Source organism: Pseudomonas sp. Xaverov 259, from assembly GCF_019352915.1.
GTDB lineage: Bacteria > Pseudomonadota > Gammaproteobacteria > Pseudomonadales > Pseudomonadaceae > Aquipseudomonas.
The window spans coordinates 15966-35686 of sequence record NZ_JAAAFV010000010.1; the positions used below are offsets into that span (position 1 = coordinate 15966).

Annotated in this window: 21 protein-coding genes; all 21 read right to left on the reverse strand. The window is 61.6% G+C overall.

All coding sequences use genetic code 11. From position 1 onward, the window contains the following. A partial coding sequence (gene flhB / locus K0H48_RS01645) for a flagellar biosynthesis protein FlhB (RefSeq protein ID WP_219266160.1) occupies positions 1-1081 on the reverse strand: 1081 nt, incomplete at its 3' end. A 3-nt stretch (positions 1082-1084) separates the two neighbouring features. Beyond that, positions 1085-1870 carry a flagellar biosynthetic protein FliR gene (gene fliR / locus K0H48_RS01650; protein ID WP_138814490.1) on the reverse strand — a complete coding sequence of 262 codons (786 nt, stop codon included), beginning with the start codon at positions 1868-1870 and terminating at the stop codon, positions 1085-1087. 3 nt (positions 1871-1873) lie between these two features. Further along, positions 1874-2143, reverse strand: coding sequence for a flagellar biosynthesis protein FliQ (gene fliQ / locus K0H48_RS01655; protein ID WP_003214552.1), 270 nt, complete (start codon positions 2141-2143; stop codon positions 1874-1876). 4 nt (positions 2144-2147) lie between these two features. Continuing rightward, positions 2148-2891 (reverse strand): flagellar type III secretion system pore protein FliP, encoded by a 744-nt coding sequence (gene fliP / locus K0H48_RS01660; RefSeq protein ID WP_053257296.1) that lies wholly within the window; start codon positions 2889-2891, stop codon positions 2148-2150. Continuing rightward, positions 2891-3331, reverse strand: a complete 441-nt coding sequence (gene fliO / locus K0H48_RS01665; protein WP_219266161.1) for a flagellar biosynthetic protein FliO — start codon at positions 3329-3331, stop codon at positions 2891-2893. The genes fliP and fliO overlap by 1 nt, the downstream gene beginning before the upstream one ends. A 1-nt stretch (position 3332) precedes the next feature. Beyond that, positions 3333-3800 carry a flagellar motor switch protein FliN gene (gene fliN / locus K0H48_RS01670; RefSeq protein WP_053257298.1) on the reverse strand — a complete coding sequence of 156 codons (468 nt, stop codon included), beginning with the start codon at positions 3798-3800 and terminating at the stop codon, positions 3333-3335. Positions 3801-3845: 45 nt separating this feature from the next. Then, entirely contained in the window at positions 3846-4814 is a 969-nt protein-coding gene (gene fliM / locus K0H48_RS01675; RefSeq protein WP_010166091.1) for a flagellar motor switch protein FliM, read from the reverse strand. Between the two features lie 9 nt (positions 4815-4823). Further along, a complete protein-coding gene (gene fliL / locus K0H48_RS01680; protein ID WP_219266162.1) occupies positions 4824-5327 on the reverse strand; it encodes a flagellar basal body-associated protein FliL in 504 nt (167 codons plus the stop codon). Positions 5328-5548: 221 nt separating this feature from the next. Then, complete coding sequence (locus K0H48_RS01685) at positions 5549-6889, reverse strand: flagellar hook-length control protein FliK (RefSeq protein ID WP_219266163.1); 1341 nt, start codon at positions 6887-6889, stop codon at positions 5549-5551. Positions 6890-7016: 127 nt separating this feature from the next. Then, a complete protein-coding gene (locus K0H48_RS01690; RefSeq protein WP_219266164.1) occupies positions 7017-7361 on the reverse strand; it encodes an Hpt domain-containing protein in 345 nt (114 codons plus the stop codon). Positions 7362-7391: 30 nt separating this feature from the next. Then, the gene (locus tag K0H48_RS01695) at positions 7392-9110 is read right to left on the reverse strand and encodes a fused response regulator/phosphatase (RefSeq protein WP_138814485.1); all 1719 of its coding nucleotides are present in this window, start codon (positions 9108-9110) and stop codon (positions 7392-7394) included. Next, positions 9107-9412 (reverse strand): STAS domain-containing protein, encoded by a 306-nt coding sequence (locus K0H48_RS01700; protein WP_219266165.1) that lies wholly within the window; start codon positions 9410-9412, stop codon positions 9107-9109. Before K0H48_RS01700 ends, K0H48_RS01695 begins: the two co-directional genes overlap by 4 nt. Before the next feature lie 171 nt (positions 9413-9583). After that, the gene (gene fliJ, locus K0H48_RS01705; protein ID WP_016972024.1) at positions 9584-10033 is read right to left on the reverse strand and encodes a flagellar export protein FliJ; all 450 of its coding nucleotides are present in this window, start codon (positions 10031-10033) and stop codon (positions 9584-9586) included. Between the two features lie 3 nt (positions 10034-10036). After that, on the reverse strand, positions 10037-11395 hold the full coding sequence (gene fliI, locus K0H48_RS01710) for a flagellar protein export ATPase FliI (RefSeq protein WP_138814483.1): 1359 nt from the start codon (positions 11393-11395) through the stop codon (positions 10037-10039). Next, on the reverse strand, positions 11385-12149 hold the full coding sequence (gene fliH, locus K0H48_RS01715; protein WP_219266166.1) for a flagellar assembly protein FliH: 765 nt from the start codon (positions 12147-12149) through the stop codon (positions 11385-11387). The genes fliI and fliH overlap by 11 nt, the downstream gene beginning before the upstream one ends. A gap of 10 nt (positions 12150-12159) precedes the next feature. Beyond that, positions 12160-13179, reverse strand: a complete 1020-nt coding sequence (gene fliG / locus K0H48_RS01720) for a flagellar motor switch protein FliG (protein ID WP_010208743.1) — start codon at positions 13177-13179, stop codon at positions 12160-12162. Beyond that, positions 13172-14947: a flagellar basal-body MS-ring/collar protein FliF gene (gene fliF, locus K0H48_RS01725; protein ID WP_017134938.1), complete on the reverse strand. Its 1776-nt coding sequence runs from the start codon at positions 14945-14947 to the stop codon at positions 13172-13174. The genes fliG and fliF overlap by 8 nt, the downstream gene beginning before the upstream one ends. 16 nt (positions 14948-14963) lie before the next feature. After that, positions 14964-15293 carry a flagellar hook-basal body complex protein FliE gene (gene fliE, locus K0H48_RS01730; RefSeq protein WP_017134937.1) on the reverse strand — a complete coding sequence of 110 codons (330 nt, stop codon included), beginning with the start codon at positions 15291-15293 and terminating at the stop codon, positions 14964-14966. A gap of 131 nt (positions 15294-15424) precedes the next feature. Then, on the reverse strand, positions 15425-16804 hold the full coding sequence (locus K0H48_RS01735; RefSeq protein WP_219266167.1) for a sigma-54 dependent transcriptional regulator: 1380 nt from the start codon (positions 16802-16804) through the stop codon (positions 15425-15427). 7 nt (positions 16805-16811) lie between these two features. Further along, positions 16812-18023 carry a PAS domain-containing sensor histidine kinase gene (locus tag K0H48_RS01740; protein WP_257626811.1) on the reverse strand — a complete coding sequence of 404 codons (1212 nt, stop codon included), beginning with the start codon at positions 18021-18023 and terminating at the stop codon, positions 16812-16814. Between the two features lie 110 nt (positions 18024-18133). Then, complete coding sequence (locus K0H48_RS01745) at positions 18134-19609, reverse strand: sigma-54 dependent transcriptional regulator (protein WP_064453465.1); 1476 nt, start codon at positions 19607-19609, stop codon at positions 18134-18136. Positions 19610-19721: the final 112 nt, after the last annotated feature.

Consider the following 19721-nt stretch of genomic DNA (forward strand, 5'->3'; position numbering starts at 1 on the left):
GCTTGCCCTTGCCCGCGCGGTATTGGCGGATCTGGTACACGTAGGCCAACACCTGCGCCACGGCCAGGTACAGACCTGCGGGGATTTCCTGGTCGAGGTCGGTGGAGTAGAAGATCGACCGCGCCAGCTCCGGCGATTCCAGCAGCAGAATGTCGTTGGCCACGGCGATTTCGCGGATCTTCAGCGCGGTAAAGTCGCTGCCCTTGGCCAGCAACATCGGCGCGCCGCCCTTCTCCGGGTCGTACTTGAGCGCCACGGCGTAGTGGGTCGGGTTGGTGATGACCACGTCGGCATCCGGCACTGCCGCCATCATCTTGCGCTGGGACATTTCGCGCTGCAGTTGGCGAATCCGCTGTTTGACCTCGGGGCGGCCTTCCTGATCTTTGTGTTCGTCGCGCACTTCCTGCTTGGTCATCAGCAGTTTCTTGTGGCTTTCCCACAGCTGGATCGGCGCATCCACCGCGGCGATGATGATCAGCCCGCAGGCCATCCACAGCGAACTCCAGCCCACCACCTGCACACTGTGGATAATCGCCGATTCCAGCGGTTCATGGGCAATGCGCAGCAAGTCGTCGATGTCGGACGACAACACCGTCAACGCCACAAACAAAATCAAAATGAATTTCGCCAGCGCCTTGAGCAATTCCACCAGCGCTTTGGTGGAAAACATGCGCTTAAGCCCAGGCCCAGGGTTCATGCGGCTGAACTTGGGCGCCATGCTGCCGGCGGCAAACAGCCAGCCACCCAAGGAAACCGGCCCGATCAGCGCCGCCAGCAACAGGGTGATTAGCACCGGCTGCACCGCCAGAATCGCGATCTTGCCCGAGTGCAGCAGGTACTGGCCCATGGCGCCGGGGCTCAACAGCACTTCGCGCGGCAGTGAGAAGTTGAGCTTCATCAGCTCCATCAGGTCCAGCGCCAGGCCGCCGCCGTAGATCAGCAGGCCACCGGCACCGGCGAGCATCACCGCCAGGGTATTGAGTTCTTTGGAACGGGCAATCTCGCCCTTTTCCCTGGAGTCCTTTTTACGTTTCTCCGTGGGGTCTTCTGTTTTGTCCTGGCCACTCTCGCTCTCGGCCATGGCTCAACGCGCCCGTGCCAGATCACGTAAGAACTGCAAGGCGTCGGTGGCCAGCGGTTGATACTGATTGAGAATGTCGGCCATGCCGATCCAGAAAATCCCCATGCCCAACACCAGGGTCAACGGGAAACCAATCGAAAAAATGTTCAGTTGCGGCGCCGCGCGGGTCATCACGCCAAACGCGATGTTGACCACCAGCAGCGCAGTAATCGCCGGCAGCACCAGCAACAACGAGGCGCCCAGCACCCAACTCATGCGTCCGACCAATTCCCAGAAGTGATTGACCACCAACCCCGAGCCCACCGGCAAGGTGGTGAAGCTTTCGGTCAGCACCTCGAACACCACCAGGTGGCCATTCATCGCCAGGAAAATCAAGGTCACCAGCATGGTCAGGAACTGCCCGATCACCGCCACCGACACGCCGTTGGTGGGGTCGACCATGGACGCGAAGCCCATGCCCATCTGGATCGAGATGATCTGCCCGGCGATCACAAAAGCCTGGAAGAACAAGGTCAGGGAAAAGCCCATCAGCGCACCGATCAGGATCTGTTCGGCAATCAGCAATAACGCGCTGAGGTCCAGAGCATTCACCGGCGGCATCGGCGGCAAGCCGGGCACGATGACGATGGTAATGGCGAAGGCAAAATACAGGCGGATGCGCCTCGGCACCAAGGTGGTCCCGAACACCGGCATGGTCATCAGCACCGCCGTGACGCGGAACATCGGCAGGATAAAAGACGCCACCCAGGTGCTGATCTGGGTGTCGGTCAAGGCCAGTACCGATTGCATCGGTCAGCCGATCAACTGCGGAATACTGCCGTACAACTGCAGGATGTATTCCATAAAGGTTTGCACCAGCCACGGGCCGGCGACGATCAGGGTGATCAGCATTACCAGCAGGCGCGGGAGGAAGCTCAAGGTCTGTTCGTTGATCTGGGTGGCGGCCTGGAACATCGCCACCAGCAGGCCCACCAACAGGCTCGGCACCACCAGCACGGCGACCATCATGGTGGTCAGCCATAGCGCTTCACGGAACAGGTCGACCGCTACTTCTGGCGTCATGTCACTACACCCCGCCGAAACTGCTGGCCAGGGTGCCGATAATCAGCGCCCAGCCGTCCACCAGCACAAACAACATGATCTTGAACGGCAACGAAATAATCAGCGGCGACAGCATCATCATGCCCATGGCCATCAGCACGCTCGCCACCACCAGGTCGATGATCAGGAACGGGATAAAGATCATGAAGCCGATCTGGAACGCGGTTTTCAATTCGGACGTGACGAATGCCGGCACCAGAATGGTCAGCGGCGCCTGATCCGGCGTGGCAATGTCGGTGCGCTTGGACAGGCGCATAAACAGCTCAAGGTCGCTGGAGCGGGTTTGCGACAGCATAAAGTCCTTGATCGGGCCTTGGGCCTTGTCGATCGCGTCCTGGGCCGTGAGTTTCTCGGCCAGGTAGGGTTGCAAGGCTTGCTGGTTCACCTTGTCGAACACCGGCGCCATGATAAACAGCGTCAAAAACAGCGCCATGCCGGTGAGGATCTGGTTCGACGGCGTCTGCTGCAGGCCCAGGGCCTGACGCAAAATCGAGAACACGATGATGATCCGCGTGAAGCTGGTCATGAGCATGACAAACGCCGGGATAAAACTCAGCGCGGTCATGATCAGCAAAATCTGCAGGCTGACCGAGTATTCCTGGGCGCCGGCGGCGTTGGTGCCCAGGGTGATCGCCGGGATCGACAACGGGTCGGCCGCAAACGCCAGCGGCGCGGCCAGCAACAGCATGAGCGTCAATAAAACGCGCATTACTTCTTATCCTTCTGATCCTTGCCCAACAGCTCCATCAGGCGCTGGGCGAATTCTGGCGTGGCGGCCTCGGTCTTGGCCGCTTCCACCGGCGTCTTGAGCACGTGCAACGGGGTGATGCGGCCGGGCGTGATGCCGAGCAGAATCTGCTCCTCGCCCACCTGCACCAGCACCAGGCGATCACGCGGGCCGAGGGCACGCGAGCCGATCATCTCAATCACCTGGGCATTGCCCGGCCCGATGCGCTGCACGCGGCGCATCAACCAGGCGAGCACGAAGATCAGGCCGACCACCAGCAACAACCCAAGCACCAGCTGGGTCAATTGCCCACCGATGCCACTGCTGACCACCGGCGCCGCAGTGACCGCTTGGGCGACCGGCTCAGCCGCGATGGCGCTCAATGGCAGCGCCAGAAACAGTCCCGCCATCGAATACTTCATCTCAGCGCAACTTCTTGATGCGTTCGCTTGGGCTGATCACGTCCGTCAGGCGGATGCCGAACTTCTCGTTGACCACCACCACCTCGCCATGGGCGATCAGGGTGCCGTTGACCAGCACGTCCAGCGGCTCACCGGCCAGGCGGTCGAGCTCGATTACCGAACCCTGGTTGAGCTGCAAAAGGTTGCGGATGTTGATTTCGGTGCTGCCGACTTCCATGGAGATCGACACCGGAATGTCGAGGATCACATCCAGGTTCGGGCCGTCGAGGGTCACCGGGTCGTTGTTTTTCGGCACGCTGCCGAATTCTTCCATCGGCAGGCGTTTGCCGGCCGGCGCACTGGCGGCGTCGGCGGCCAGCAGCGCATCGATGTCGTCCTGGCCCACATCGCCGGTTTCTTCCAGGGCCGCAGCCCATTCGTCAGCCAGGGCCTGGTCTTCGGCGGAAGTGTTTTCGTGTTCGGTAGCCATTACATGTCCTCGGCGCAGCAAAAATTCATCGGTAGAAGGGGCAGATCAGCGACGGTTGATCGGTTCGATCACTTGCAACGCCAGGTTGCCTTTGTGGGAACCGAGCTTGACCTTGAACGACGGCACGCCGTTGGCGCGCATGATCAGCTCTTCCGGCAGCTCCACAGGGATCACGTCCCCCGGTTGCATGTGCAAAATATCCCGCAATCGCAGCTGGCGACGGGCCACAGTGGCGCTTAAAGGCACGTCGACGTCCAGCAGGTCTTCGCGCAGGGCCTTGACCCAGCGCTCGTCCTGGTCGTCGAGGTCGGACTGGAAGCCGGCGTCGAGCATTTCGCGCACCGGCTCGATCATCGAGTACGGCATGGTCACGTGCAGGTCGCCGCCGCCGCCATCGAGTTCGATGTGGAAGGTGGACACCACAATGGCTTCGCTGGGGCCGACGATGTTGGCCATGGCCGGGTTCACTTCCGAGTTGATGTACTCGAAATTGACTTCCATGATCGCCTGCCAGGCTTCCTTCAAGTCGATGAAGGCTTGCTCCAGCACCATACGCACCACACGCAGTTCAGTCGGGGTGAATTCACGCCCTTCGATCTTGGCGTGACGGCCGTCGCCGCCGAAGAAGTTGTCCACCAGCTTGAACACCAGTTTGGCGTCGAGGATGAACAGTGCGGTGCCGCGCAACGGTTTGATCTTGACCAGGTTGAGGCTGGTGGGCACGTACAGCGAGTGCACGTATTCACCGAATTTCATCACCTGCACGCCACCCACCGCCACGTCCGCCGAACGGCGCAGCATGTTGAACATGCTGATACGGGTGTAGCGGGCGAAACGCTCGTTGATCATCTCCAGGGTCGGCATGCGCCCACGGACGATGCGATCCTGGCTGGTGAGGTCATAACTTTTGACGCTGCCGGGCTCGGCAGCCATTTCGGTCTGTACCAGACCATCGTCGACACCATGCAATAGCGCGTCGATTTCATCCTGGGACAGCAGGTCTTGCACGGCCATGTCGTGATCCTACTGCAATACGAAGTTAGTGAAGAGCGCCTGCTCGACCACGACTTTGCCGAGCTCTTTCTGGGCCACTTCCTGCACGCTGGCAGTGACCTTCTGGCGCAGCATTTCCTGGCCGACCGGGGTGGCGAGGCTGTCGAAGCTTTGGCCGGAGAACAGCATCACCAGATTGTTGCGGATCACCGGCATATGCACTTTAAGCGCATCCAGGTCCGCCTGGTTGCGCGCCAGCAAGGTGATGCTCACCTGCAGGTAGCGTTGACGACCGTTCTGATTGTAGTTGGCGACAAAGGCCGGCAGCATCGGCTCGAAGATTGCCGGTTGCTTGACGTTAGTGGCGGTTTCGGCGGCGGGGGCCGGTTTGCTCGTGCTGCTGTGCATGATGTACCAGGTGCCGCCAATCGAGGCGCCAATGGCCAGGAGCAGGCCCAGCACAATCAGCAGGATCAGCTTGAGCTTGCCTTTGCCTGCGGGTGGGGTTGCTGCTGCGTCGTCGCTCTTCGCCATGCCAATAATCCGTCACTATTCGGGGATTCATAGATCTACGGGAAGGCAAGAGCAAGTGTTATGCCAGAGTTGTCTGACTAACCGGGGAACGGCGAACACCCAAAATCAAATGTGGGAGCTGGCTTGCCTGCGATGGCGGTGAGTCAGTTAATACTTCTGTAACTGATACACCGCCATCGCAGGCAAGCCAGCTCCCACATTGACCGCGTTTTTGGCTCAAGTCAGGCGTAGTAATCGACGGCGCTGGAGCCAACTATTGTCTGAGTCACCGGCGCGACCGCCGCCGCCACTTCAGCAGCGTCACTCGCATCGCCGCCATCACCACGCCCGCCACTGCCGCTTATGCCGCGTGCCTGGTTTTGCTGCTGTTGCTCCTGGCCCTGCCCCTGCCAGCCACGGGACTGGTCGGACACATTGACGTCGACCTGCCCCATGCCTTGCTGGGCAAACATCTCGCGCAAACGGCCGGACTGGCTTTCCAGCGCTTCACGCACCACGGCGTGGCCGCTCATGAAGCTGACCTGGGCCTGCTGGTCGGCGGTCATGTTGACCTTGATATCCAGGCGCCCCAGCTCGGCCGGCTGCAACTGGATCTCCGCCGACTTGAGGTTGGCGCTGGACAGGTACATCACGCGGTTGACCACTTCTTCGGTCCAGCCACTCTGGTGCATGGCCAGCGGCGCATTGGCCACGGGCGGCAGGGCATTCGCGGTTTTCGGCGTGGCGGCCTGGGTCAGCGCGGCCAGGCGGTTGGCGAAGTCGTCGACGCGGGTATCGCTGCTGGCGTCTTTCAAATCCTTGAGTCCGCCTTCGATCAGCCCACTGAAAGCCTTGTCGCCGCCCTGGTCAGTGCTGTCTTTGGTGGCTTGCTGGTCGACCATATTGGCCAGACCTGCGGCAAAATTCTGCGCGGCGGTGGGTTGATCCTGAGTCGTGGTCGGCGCGGTTTTCTGCGGCGTCTGGCTGCTGGCCGAGACGTGGCCGCCCTGCTCCATGGCCAGGCGCACGGCCGGCATCGAATCCAGCGGATCGGCTTCAGGGTCGAAGGCCGGTTGCTTGGCATCTTCCGTCACCGCAATCGGCGCCGCGACCACCGGCTGGGCCTTGTCATCATTGGCCGCTACCGGCGCAGGCGTTGGCACCGGGACAGGCACCGGCGTAATGGCGGCAACCACGGCCGGGTCAACCACCGGATCAGCCGCAGGTTGCTGCGCCAGGGCCGGGTCGCTGGGCTTGTTGTCATCACTGCTGGCGCTGTCGTCGGACTTGGCTGGCTTGGCAGGCAAGGGATTGCCGCTATCGGCAACCGCTGGCGTGCTGGCGGCAGGCTTGTCGTTGCTGGCGATCGGCTTGGCGTTGGCGTCCGCAGGCTTGTCACGTGAGACTTTTACCGGGCTGTCGTCGGTCTTCAGCGTGGGCTTGGGGCTTTGGTTGGCGAACACTTGAGCGAAGCCAGGGCCTTTGTCCCGTGGGTCTGCAGCCGCTACAGCCGGTGTGGCGGCAGGCGCTTGAGGCTTGGCCGCAGCGGCAGCCTGAAGGAGCGAATTGGGGGCGACTGGCATAGGTAAAGGTCTCCACTGCATTGGGGGTCGGGGATGCAGTATTGGGAGATAGAGCAAGAGTCGGGCCAGGTTTGCGGAGCAAAGACGAATGACAGGTAAAACGCAGGTCTGATACAACTGCGGTGATTCAGAGACCGAAGCGCTGCCTTTCCGACTCATACAGCGGCCGCACCAGCGCAAACTCATGATCAATCTGATCAACCAGCGCACCCAAGTCCGCAGTCAACTCGACGGACTCCGCCTCCAACCGCTGACACAACTGCGCCAGCCGCACCGCGCCGAGGTTGCCACTGCTGCCCTTGAAGCTATGCGCAATCCGCCCCAGCGCCTTGGCATCACCACGCGACTTGCGCAACGCATCGATGCGCTTTTGCGAATCGTCCAGGAAGGTATCCAGCAATTTCGGATACTCGCTTTCCATCACTTCTTGCAGGCCCGTCAACACATCAGGGTCCAGATGAATCTCAAGCACTTGTTCGCTCCTTGATCAAGAATCGGCGGATTATGCCAGAGCCCCCCAGCAAAACTCCACGCACACACTGCGCCCGCCATCGGTCCAGCGTACATCGCTGCTCAGTTGCCGTACCAGGCTCAGCCCACGGCCAGACAAACGGTCTATATCCAGCGGCCGCGCCAGCACCTGTTCGACGTCAAACCCAGGCCCACTGTCCTCGATGCGCAGCGTCATTTTGCCGCCCGGCGCAGTCGGCACCACCTGCACATGCACACGCACATAACCGTTGTTCAACTGCGCCAGGCGTTCGTTGCGCTGACGGTAATACTCGGCAAACCCCTGGGCATCGCGCTTGAGCCGCGAATCCAGGCCCAGCACGCCATGCTCCAGCGCGTTGGAATACAACTCGGCCATCACACTGTACAGCGCCCCGCTCTGCCCACGCAGGCCATGAATCTCCAGCAGCAGTTGCAGCAGGTACGGCAACGGGTTGTAGCTTTTCAGCGTGCGCGCACGAAACTCGAAACTCACCGACCAATCCAGCGGGCACGACTGGCCACTGTCGGCATACAGGGGCTCAGCCGCCCGCGACGGCTGGCCAGGCTGCAAGATGATCTCGACCATGCTGACATCATCGCGCGCCTCACCCCGAAACGCCGCCAGCGCCTGCTCAATGTCTTCGAACAAACGGTCGGGCTTGCGGTTGCTGGCAAACACCTGCTGCAAACGCGCCGCACCAAACAACTGCTCATTGGCGTTGGCGGTATCCAGCACCCCATCGGACAACAAGAACACCCGGTCGCCCAGGGCCATGGGCCAGACTTCGGTGCTGTCATCAAACGCCTGTGCCGACAGCACGCCCAGCGGCAGGTGCCGCGATACCAACGGCGTGCGCTTGCCCGTGGCGATCTCATGCACATAGCCGTCGGGCATGCCGCCGTTCCACACCTCCACCACGCGCCGCTGGGTACTCAGGCACACCAGTGTGGCGCAGCAGAACATGTCCACCGGCAGGATGCGCTTGAGCTTGGCATTCATCTCACGCAGGGTCTGCGCCAGGCCGTAGCCCTTGGCGGTCATGCCATAGAACACCTCCGCCAGCGGCATGGCGCCCACGGCGGCGGGCAGGCCATGGCCGGTGAAGTCACCGAGCAGCACATGCATGTCGCCGGAGGGCGTGTAGGCCGCCAGCAACAGGTCGCCGTTGAACAGCGCATAAGGCGATTGCAGGTAACGAATGTTCGGCGCCGCATTGATGCAACCCGAATGCGCCACCTTGTCGAACACCGCCTTGGCCGCGCGTTGCTCGTGCAACAGGTAATCGTGGTGCCGGGCGATCTGGTCACGCTGGCGCAGCACCGTGGCCTGCAGCCGCCGCAAGCGGTCCATGGCATTGATCTTGGCGGCCAGGATCAGCGGGTTGTAAGGCTTGGGCAGGAAGTCATCGCCGCCGGCGTCCAGGCACTGGGCCAGGGCTTCACTTTCGCGCAGCGAGGTGAGAAAGATGATCGGCACCAACGCCTCGCCCGCCAGCTGTTTGATCTGCCGCGCCGCCTCAAAGCCATCCATCACCGGCATAAGGGCGTCCATCAACACCAACTGCGGGCGTTCACGGCTGAACACCTCGACAGCTTGCGCGCCGTTGGTGGCGGTAAGCACCTGATGGCCCTGACGCCGAATGATCGTCGACAGCAACAGCAAATCGGCGGCGCTGTCTTCGGCGATCAGGATCGTCAGCGGCTCGAGTACCGGGGCCAGGGTGCTCAACTGAGATCAAACAGTTTGTCGAAGTTGGAAATGGCGAGGATCTTGCGCACATCGGAGTTGCTGTTGATCACCTGCACTTCGGCGTCATCGCCACCGGCATGGTCACGCAATAGCAGGAGCATGCCCAGGGCCGAGCTGTCCATGTAGGTGGCGTCCTTCAGGTCCACCACGTAGATCTCGGGCACTTTGTAGAACCGCTCGTAGGCATCACGAAAGGCTTGGTGGCTACCGAAATCGAATCGCCCCTTGACCCTGATCGTCAACTTAGTCCCATCCAGGGATACTTCTGACTCGACTGACATACGACTGCTTCCTTGTCATTGGCAATGTGCAACAAGGTTTAGCAGCTGATAGAGATGTGAGCAACACAACGAATCAAATGTGGGAGCGGGCTTGCTCGCGAAAGCGGTGTGTCAGTCAACAGACTCATTGGCTGATCCAGCGCTTTCGCGAGCAAGCCCGCTCCCACATTTTTAGTACTGTGATTGGCGGGGAAGACGCTGTGATAGCTCATCGAGCAGCTTTTGCTCGCGCTTGTCTTCAATCGCCCGCGCTTCGTCGATATAGCGCTGCACCAGCTTGCGCAAACCTTCAACGCGAGCAAACGCCGCCTGCCAACTTTCGCGGGCTTTATCGAGATTGTTCTGGTGCCAGGCCAGGCTCTGGCGCTGCTGGCCCACGGCAGTTTCCAGCTGGTTGAGAAAGCCCTGATAACCCATCAGCCACTGGCCGGAGACACCCTTGCTGCCGCGCTCAATCCACTGCTGCTGGTACTCGCCGCGAAAGCGCTCCAGGTCACCCAGCTTGCTTTCCGCCAGGCGCACCTGGCCCTGAAAGTAACCCAAACGCTGCACGGCGGTCTTTTCGGCCTTTTCGGCCATGTCCACCACCGGGGCCAGGCGTGAAGAGCGGGTGCTGGCCATGGCTTAACCGCCCGGCGCCGGGGCGAAGATCGAGCCCAGGTGCGCTTCGCTTTCGCCCATGCTGATCTTGTCGTTAAGGCCTTGGCGCAGGTAGCTCACCAGTTGCGGTTGCAGCGCGATGGCCAGGTCGGTTTCGCGATCACCACCGGCCACGTAGGCGCCGACGCTGATCAAATCGCGGCTTTGCTGATAACGCGACCACAGTTGTTTGAAATGCTGCGCACGCGCCATGTGCTCGGGCGTGACCACCGCCGGCATCACCCGGCTGATCGAGGCTTCGATGTCGATGGCCGGGTAGTGCCCTTCCTCGGCCAGGCGCCGCGACAGCACGATGTGGCCGTCGAGCACGCCCCGCGCCGAGTCGGCAATCGGGTCTTGTTGGTCATCGCCTTCGGACAACACCGTATAGAACGCGGTGATCGAACCACCACCGGCCTCGGCATTACCCGCGCGCTCCACCAGCTTGGGCAGCTTGGCGAACACTGACGGCGGGTAACCTTTGGTGGCCGGCGGTTCGCCGATGGCCAGGGCGATTTCCCGCTGGGCCTGGGCAAAACGCGTGAGCGAGTCCATCAGCAACAGGACATTCTTGCCCTTGTCGCGAAAATATTCGGCAATGCGCGTGCAGTACATCGCGGCGCGCAGGCGCATCAGCGGCGCATCGTCCGCAGGCGACGCGACCACCACCGAGCGTTTGAGACCTTCTTCACCGAGGCTGTGCTCGATGAACTCTTTCACTTCACGGCCGCGCTCGCCGATCAGCCCGACCACGATAATGTCGGCCTCGGTAAAGCGCGTCATCATGCCCAGCAACACCGATTTACCCACGCCGGTACCGGCAAACAGGCCCAGACGCTGGCCGCGACCGACTGTCAATAAACCGTTGATGCTGCGAATGCCCACGTCCAGCGGCACGCTGATGGGGTTGCGGTTGAGCGGGTTGATGGTCGGGCCGTCCATCGGCACCCAGTCTTCGGCCTTCATGCCGCCCTTGCCGTCGAGTGCGCGGCCGGCGCCATCGAGCACGCGGCCGAGCATGCTCATGCCCATCGGCAGGCGGCCGGTGTCGGCCAAGGGCACCACGCGGGCGCCGGGCGCGATGCCCGCCAGGCTGCCCACGGGCATCAGGAAAATCTTGCTGCCGGAAAAGCCCATCACCTCGGCTTCGACCTGCACCGGATGGTAGCTGTCGTCGTTGATCACCAGGCAGCGGCTGCCCATGGCGGCGCGCAGGCCTTCGGCTTCGAGGGTCAGGCCGACCATGCGCAACAGGCGTCCTTCGAGAATCGGCTGGCCGGGCAACTCCGTGGCCTCGGCGTAGCTGCCCAGGCGCTTGGCGAAGCTGGTGCGATCAAGGCGCATCGGCGGCGTCCAGGTCTACACTCAGGTCCGGCTCGGCCGGGTGCAGGGCTTGTTCATGCAGTTGATCAAACAGCTTGGCCATGATCTGGCTGATGCGCGTTTCCACCGTGGCATCGATGCGGCTGTGTTCGGTCTCGACGCGGCAACCGCCAGGCTGCAGGTTGGCGTCTTCAACGATGCGCCAGGTTTCTTCATGGCGCTCGCGCAGGGCTTTGACCTGTTCGAAATCCTGCGGGTTGATGTACAGGCGCACATTGCCCACGCCCAACGGCAACAGCTTGAGGGCTTCGCGCATGACGCTTTCGATATGGCTGGAATCGAGCACCAATTCGCGCTGAATGACTTGGCGAGCAATGTGTTCAACCAGGCCGACCATGGCTTTTTCGATCTGCGTATCCTGCTCGGCGATCGGGTCGAACAGCGTGCCCATCAGCCGTTCCAGGCTGGCGAGTTTGACGCTGAGCGCCTCTTCGGCCTCCTGGCGCACCTTGAGGGTGGTGCTGCGAAAGCCGTCTTTTTCGCCGGCCGCAAAGCCTTCGTTATAGGCCTCCTGGCGGATGGCTTCGAGTTCTTCCAGGGTCAGTGGCTGGACTTCATCCAGCGGCACTTCTTCCATCTCTACCGGGGTTTCAACCACCGGTTCAGGCTCGGGCTCCGGCACATGCGGATCGAAACTGGGCAGCGACCAGATGTCGAACCCGCCGACATCCCGTGCGCGAATCAGATCGCTGGGCGTCTCATCTTTGTTCGACATGGGTCGCGCCTTAGATCATTTCTTCGCCGCCCTTCCCGCCGAGAACGATTTCTCCGGCTTCGGCCATACGGCGGGCAATGGTGAGGATTTCTTTCTGCGCGGTTTCGACGTCGCTGACGCGCACCGGGCCTTTGGCTTCGAGGTCGTCGCGCAACAGTTCGGAAGCACGCTTGGACATGTTCTTGAAGATCTTCTCTTTGACGTTTTCGTCCGAGCCCTTGAGGGCCAGCACCAACACGTCGGAGGAGACTTCGCGCAGCAACGCCTGGATGCCACGGTCGTCGACATCGGAAAGGTTGTTGAACACGAACATCAGGTCTTCGATCTGGCCGGACAGGGTGTCGTCGATCTCGCGGATCGAGTCCATCAACTGGCCTTCGACCGAGCTGTCGAGGAAGTTCATGATGTCGGCCGCGCGCTTGATGCCACCCAAGGTGGTGCGCGAGGCGTTCGAGTTGCCGGAGAACTGCTTCTCCAGAATCGTGTTGAGTTCTTTCAGGGCCGCCGGCTGCACGGTGTTCAGCGACGACACGCGCAGGATGATGTCCAGGCGCACTTTATGGTCGAAGTGGCCGAGCACTTCACCGGCCTGGTCCGGGTCGAGGTAAGCGACGACGATCGCCTGGATCTGCGGGTGCTCGTAGCGGATCACGTCGGCCACCGCACGCGGTTCCATCCACTTGAGGCTGTCCAGGCCACTGGTGTTGCCGCCCAGCAGGATGCGGTCGATCAGGCCGTTGGCCTTGTCTTCGCCGAGTGCCGAGGTGAGCATCTTGCGGATATAGCTGTCGGAACCGACGCCCAGGCTGGTTTGGTCACCGACGATCTCGACGAACTCACTCATCACCTGCTCGACTTGCTCGCGGTGCACATTGCGCATCTGCGCCATGGCCACGCCCACACGTTGGACCTCTTTAGGCCCCATGTGGCGCAGCACTTGGGCGGCGTCGGTTTCACCCAGTGACAGCAGCAGGACTGCGGCTTTGTCGACCTTGGTGAGCTTGGCAACAGCGGCTCGATTATCACTCATCTGCGTTGATCCACTCTTTCACGACCTGGGCCACACGACCCGGGTCTTCTGCTACCAGACTCTTGATTGCATTCAGCTGCGCGTCATAGCCTTCGCTCGGGCTTGGCAACAGGATGCTTTGCGGGCCGCCGAGGCTGACGCGGTCGTTGGCCAGTTCGCCGTCCAGGCCGCCCATGCCACCCAGCTCGACGTCGCCACCGGCCAGGGCCAGCTGTTTCTTGCCGTTGCCGGTGATGTTGTTGAGCACCGGGCGCAGCACACCGAACACCAGCACCAGAATGAACAACACACCCAGCACTTGTTTAACGATGTCCCAGAACCACGGCTGCGTGTAGAACGCCGGGTCGGCGATCACTTCGGCGCGCTCGGCGGAGAACGGCATGTTGATCACGCTGACGCTGTCACCACGGCTGGCGTCGAAACCGACGGCGTCCTGCACCAGGCGTGTGAAGCGCGCCAATTCATCGGTGCTCCACGGCGCACGGGTGACGGCGCCGTCAGCCGGGTTGACCTTGACCTGATCATCGACCACCACCGACACCGACAGGCGATTGATCTTGCCCTGCTGCTGCTTGGTGTGGCTGATGGAACGGTCGAGTTCGAAGTTCTTGGTCGACTGGTTACGCTTGTCCGCCGGGTACGGCGCGAGCATTGGCTGGCCGGTGGCCGGGTCCATGATCTGCTGGCCGTTGGCGTCCAGCAGTGGCTGGCCTGGCTGGATCGCGCCAGCTGTAGCGGCCGCACCACCAGTGGTTTGCGGCGCAGTCGCCGGGGCCGGTGGCTGGTTGCTCAGGGCACCCGGCACACCTTGCGGGCCATTGCTGGCGGTGCGCTGTTCGCTGGTGGACTGCTCGCTGCGCAGCGCCGGCTGGTCCGGGTTGAACTGTTCGGAGGTCGACTCGACCGCACTGAAATCCACGTCGGCGGACACTTCAGCCTTGTAGCGGTCGTTGCCCAGCACCGGCTGCAAAATATTGTGCACGCGCTGGGTGAGCATGCTTTCCATGCGGCGGCTGTAGTCGAACTGTTTGCCGGCCTGGGTCAGCGCGGAGTTCTCGGCCTGATCGGACAGCAGGTTGCCCTTCTGGTCAACCACGGTGATTTGCGACTTGCTCAATTCGGGAACGCTGGTGGCCACCAGGTTGATGATCGCCAGTACCTGGCCAGGCTCCAGGGAGCGGCCAGAGAACAACTCGACCAACACCGAAGCACTGGGCTTGCGTTCGTCACGCACGAACACCGAGCTTTTCGGGATCGCCAGGTGCACGCGGGCGCCCTTGACGTTGTTCAGGCTGCTGATGGTGCGCGCCAGTTCGCCTTCCAGGCCACGCCGATAACGGGTGGCTTCCATGAACTGGCTGGTGCCCAGGCCTTGGTCCTTGTCGAGGATTTCAAAACCGATATTGCTGTCGGACGGCGTTACACCCGCCGCAGCCAGCTTCATGCGCGCACGGGCCACGTCATCGGCCTTGACCAGCAAGGCGCCGGAGTTGGGCTCCACGGTGTAGGCGATGTCGGCGGCGGCCAGGGTTTCCATGATCTGCTTGGAATCCATGCCGGCCAGGCTGCCGTACAGCGGGCGGTAATCGGGTTGTTGCGACCACAACACCACGGCAAAACCAATCGCCACGCTGGCAGCCAGGCCGACCATCAGGCCCACCTGCCGCAGCATGGTCATTTCCGAGAGGTTTTCCAGGAACGACAGGCCAAACAGCGGCGGCTTGCCGTCTGCCTTGGCGGGTACGTTGTCGGAGACTGCTTCTGCCATGACTTAAATCTCGTCCTTAAACCGGCATCTGCATGATGTCTTGATAAGCCTGAACCAGCTTGTTACGCACTTGGGTCAAGGCTTGAAAGGAAACGCTGGCCTTTTGCGAAGCGACCATCACATCGGTGAGGTCCACGCCGCTCTTGCCGATCTCAAAGGCGGTGGCCAACTGACTGGAGGCCTGCTGGGTATCGCTGACTTTGTTGATTGCCTGACCGAGCATGTCGGCAAAACTGCTTTGGCCCAATTCCGGCGCTGGCGCGACGGATTTCGGTTGAGCCATGGCATCCATTTGCATGGAGCGCATATCCAACATCAACCGATTGAACTCAATACCCTGGCTCATGACCTTCTCTCTCCGACGACCCGCAATTTTTTGACACTACGCAGCAATTACCAGGGGAGGTAGCAACAAGGGTGCCAGCTCTGTAGCAACTCGTAAGAAAAGGCGACAAACCTTGTCGACCTTGTTACCTGTCAGGTGGCGAAAAGGTAGGCTTCCACGTCCATCCCGGCGTCGCGCATCTGCGCCAGCTTGTAGCGCAGGGTGCGCGGGCTGATGCCCAGGCGCTCAGCGGCCTCTTTGCGACGGCCGCGCTCGGCACGCAAGGTGTCGATGATCATCTGGAATTCGCGGCGCCGCAGGTCGTCGCCCAGGGCACCGCCGGACTCGGTGTCGGCAGCCGCCACCGGTGCGGGCGCCAGGCTCGGCAACGGCGCGCTGCCACTGCCCATGGCCAGGCAGAAGTCTTGCGGCTGGATCAACCCGCCTTGCTGCAAAATCAGCGCGCGCTGGATGGCGTTGTCCAATTCGCGCACGTTGCCTGGCCATGGGTAGCTGATCAGGCAAGCCTGGGCCTCGGCCGATAACCGCGCCTGGGCGTGTTTCATTTTTTTGACGTGGTTGTTCAGCAGGCGCTCGGCCAGCGGGATAATGTCCGCCGGGCGTTCACGCAACGGGCGCCAGGCCAGCGGAAATACCGAAAGCCGGTAGAACAAGTCCTCACGAAAGCGCCCCGCCGCCACTTCGCCCGCGAGGTCGCGGTTGGTGGTGGCAACCACGCGGATATCCAGCTGGATCGGCTTGCGCGCGCCAACGCGTTCCACCTCACGCTCCTGCAACACCCGCAGCAGCTTGGCTTGCAGGCTCAGGGGCATTTCCGAGATTTCGTCGAGCAGAATGGTGCCGCCGTCGGCCTGTTCAAATTTGCCGGCCTGGGCCGCGATGGCGCCGGTGAACGAACCTTTTTCATGGCCGAACAAAGTGGCTTCGAGCATGTTGTCGGGGATGGCCGCGCAGTTGATCGCGATAAAAGGTTGTTTGGCGCGGCTCGATTGCTGGTGGATATACCGCGCCAGCACTTCTTTACCAGTGCCGGACTCGCCGGAGATCAGCACGGTGGAATCGCTGCGCGCCACACGCGCGGCCAGTTCCAGCAGTTGCGCGCTGGCCGGCTCAAAGGCAATCGGGCCTTCACCTTCGGCATTCGAAACAACACCGAGGGCATGCCGGGCAACCAGTTCGATCAGCGCCTTGGGCTCAAAGGGTTTGACCAGGTAATCCGCCGCGCCCTGGCGCATGGCGTCCACCGCCCGCTCCACGGCGCCGTGGGCGGTCATCAGCAGCACCGGCAGTTGTGGCTGGCGCGCGCGCAGCAGGCCGAGCAACTGGTGGCCGTCCATGCCGGGCATGTTGACGTCACTGACCACCAGGCTGAAAGCTTCCTGCTCGACCGCCTCCAAGGCTTCCTCGGCAGAACCGACCGCCCGGTAGTCATGGCCCGCCAACAGCAGCGTGTCAGCCAATGCTTCACGCAGGGCGCGATCGTCTTCGACCAGTAAAACCTTGATAGCCATAGTCCTTTTACTCCGCGCTTGCCGTGCTGGAAAACAGCGGCAAGGTCATCAATGCACAGGTGCCACGCCCCAACCGGGAGTGCAGCTGCAATTCTCCCTGATGCGCACGTGCCACTGCCTTGACCACGGTCAGCCCGAGGCCGGTGCCGTTGGTCTTGGTGGTAAAAAACGGTTCGCCCAGGCGTTGCAGTACCAAGGGTTCGATGCCGCTGCCGCTGTCGCTGATACACAGGCGCAGGGTTTGCTCGCGGCTGTACAGGTGCACCTTGAGCCGCGCTCCAGGGCCACTGGCCTGGGTGGCGTTTTCGATCAGGTTGAGCAAGGCGCCAACCAGCGTGTCGCGGTTGCACAGCAACTCGCCTTGGTGGCTGTCGCACTGCCAGCGCACATTGGCATCCTGGATATGCGTGGCCGCCGCCGCTTGCAGTGACTGCATCAACACAGCGGGCGTAACACGGTCGGTGAGCGGCAACTCGCCGCGGGCAAACACCAGCATGTCGCGCACTTGGTGCTCCAACTCATGCAAGCGCTCTTTGAGGCGGCCAGCAAAACGTTGGTGGGTAGCCGCTGGCAATTGCTCGTCAGTCAAATGACTGGCGTAGATCAGCGCCGCCGACAGCGGCGTGCGGATCTGATGCGCCAAAGAAGCGACCATCCGCCCCAATGACGACAAGCGTTCATGCCGCGCCAGTTGGTCTTGCAGGTGACGAGTTTCTGTCAGGTCGTTGAGCAACACCAACTGGCCGGGCTCGGCGTCCAGCGAACGGGTGGCGATGGACAGGCGGCGACCGTCCTTGAGGGAGATTTCGTGGCCGTCGTCTTCACGCGGGGCGAAGCAACGGGCAATGACTTCGCGCCACAACTCGCCTTCCAACGGCAAGCCGAGCATGTCGACAGCAGCCGGGTTGGCTTCACGCACGCGGCCCTGGTCATCAATGACGATCACGCCACCGGGCAGCAGCGACAGCAGGTTTTGCAGACGGTTGGCCAGGCGCTCTTTCTCGGCCAGCTCTTGCATACGCTGGGCGCTGACCACCGCCAGTTCGCCTTTAAGCTCGGAAACCCGCGCCTCCAGCAAGCTGTAAGAGTCAGTCAGTTGGCTCGACATCTGGTTGAACAGCGAAAACGCCTGTTCCAGGCCATGTCGGCTGAGCTGCTCGGCGTTCGGGACAGGCCCCTGAGCATCAGGGACCAAAGAGTGTTGGGCGGCGTGGGGCATCATGCTCTCTCGCTTGGCTGACCGTCAGTTAAACGGAACGTTGCGAGGGCTGTAGCAATACCCGTGCCGAAAAAAAACTACTGATATTTCAGTAGCTTAAAAAACAGGCGTCAATCATCCGCCTGTTCATCACCTTCCCGGCGGCTCATACCGTACTTGCGCATCTTCTCCACCAGGGTGGTTCGACGGATACGCAGGCGTTCGGCGGCGCGGGCGACAATGCCGTTGGCATCGTCGAGCGCCTGCTGGATCAGGCCTTGCTCGAGGCTACCAAGATAGTCCTTCAAGTCCAGGCCTTCGGGCGGCAGCATGGCGGTGGAGCCGAAGTCCGGCGTATGGCCGTTGATGGCCACGCGCTCTTCGAGGTCGGTGCGCAGGCTGTCGACCAGTTGCTCGTCTTCGTCATCGACGTAGCGGAATTTCTTCGGCAGCTCGACCACGCCGATCACACCGTAGGGGTGCATGATCGCCATGCGCTCCACCAGGTTGGCCAGCTCACGCACGTTGCCCGGCCAGCCGTGGCGGCACAGGGACATAATCGCGGCGGAGTTGAAGCGAATCGAACCACGCTTTTCGTGCTCCATGCGCGAGATCAACTCGTTCATCAGCAACGGGATGTCTTCAACGCGCTCGCGCAGCGGGGCCATCTCGATAGGGAATACGTTGAGGCGGTAGTACAGGTCTTCGCGGAAGCTGCCGACCTCGATCATGCTTTCGAGGTTCTTGTGGGTGGCGGCGATGATGCGCACGTCGACGCTCTGGGTCTTGTTGCTGCCCACGCGCTCGAAGGTGCGCTCCTGCAACACGCGCAGCAGCTTGACCTGCATCGGCAGCGGCATGTCGCCGATTTCGTCGAGGAACAAGGTGCCGCCGTTGGCCAGCTCAAAACGCCCGGCACGGCTGGTGATGGCCCCGGTAAAGGCGCCCTTCTCGTGGCCGAACAGTTCGCTTTCGAGCAGCTCTGCCGGGATCGCCCCGCAGTTGACCGGCACGAAAGGCCCGTCGCGGCGCTTGGAGTGATAGTGCAGGTTGCGCGCAACCACTTCCTTGCCGGTACCGGATTCGCCGAGGATCAGCACGCTGGCGTCGGTGTCGGCGACTTGCTGCATCATCTGGCGCACGTGCTGGATCGCACGGCTGGTGCCGACGAGGCTGCGGAACAGGTTGGGTTCACGGTGACGGCCGCGCTCGCGGGCCTGGTCGTACATCTCGCGATAGACCTGGGCACGGTGCAGCGAATCAAGCAATTTGCTGTAGCTGGGCGGCATTTCCAGAGTGGAAAGCACACGGCGGCGCTGGTCTTCCGGCAGGTCCACGGAAGAAATATCGCCCATCAGCAACACCGGAAGGAACTCATCCCAGGTCGACAGTGTCTTTAACAGGCCCAAAACGGCGCCAGGAGCGTTTACCGTCCCGATCAGCACACAAATGACTTCACGGCTCGATGACAAAGAGCTGACCGCCTGCTGCCAGTCGTGGCTGCCGCAGGGCAAATTTTCTTCACCGAGAAAATTTAAAATCACCGCTAAATCGCGGCGGCGGACGCTATCGTCATCAATCAGCAGAATTTTGGTTTCACGCCACATGCAATAGCAACTTCCCTAGTAAAACTTCCTGCCCCAGAGTGAGGGCAATCGAGACGCCTGTAAGACTTCTTACCTTACTGACGCCTGAAATCTGAAAACAGCACTAGTTAAG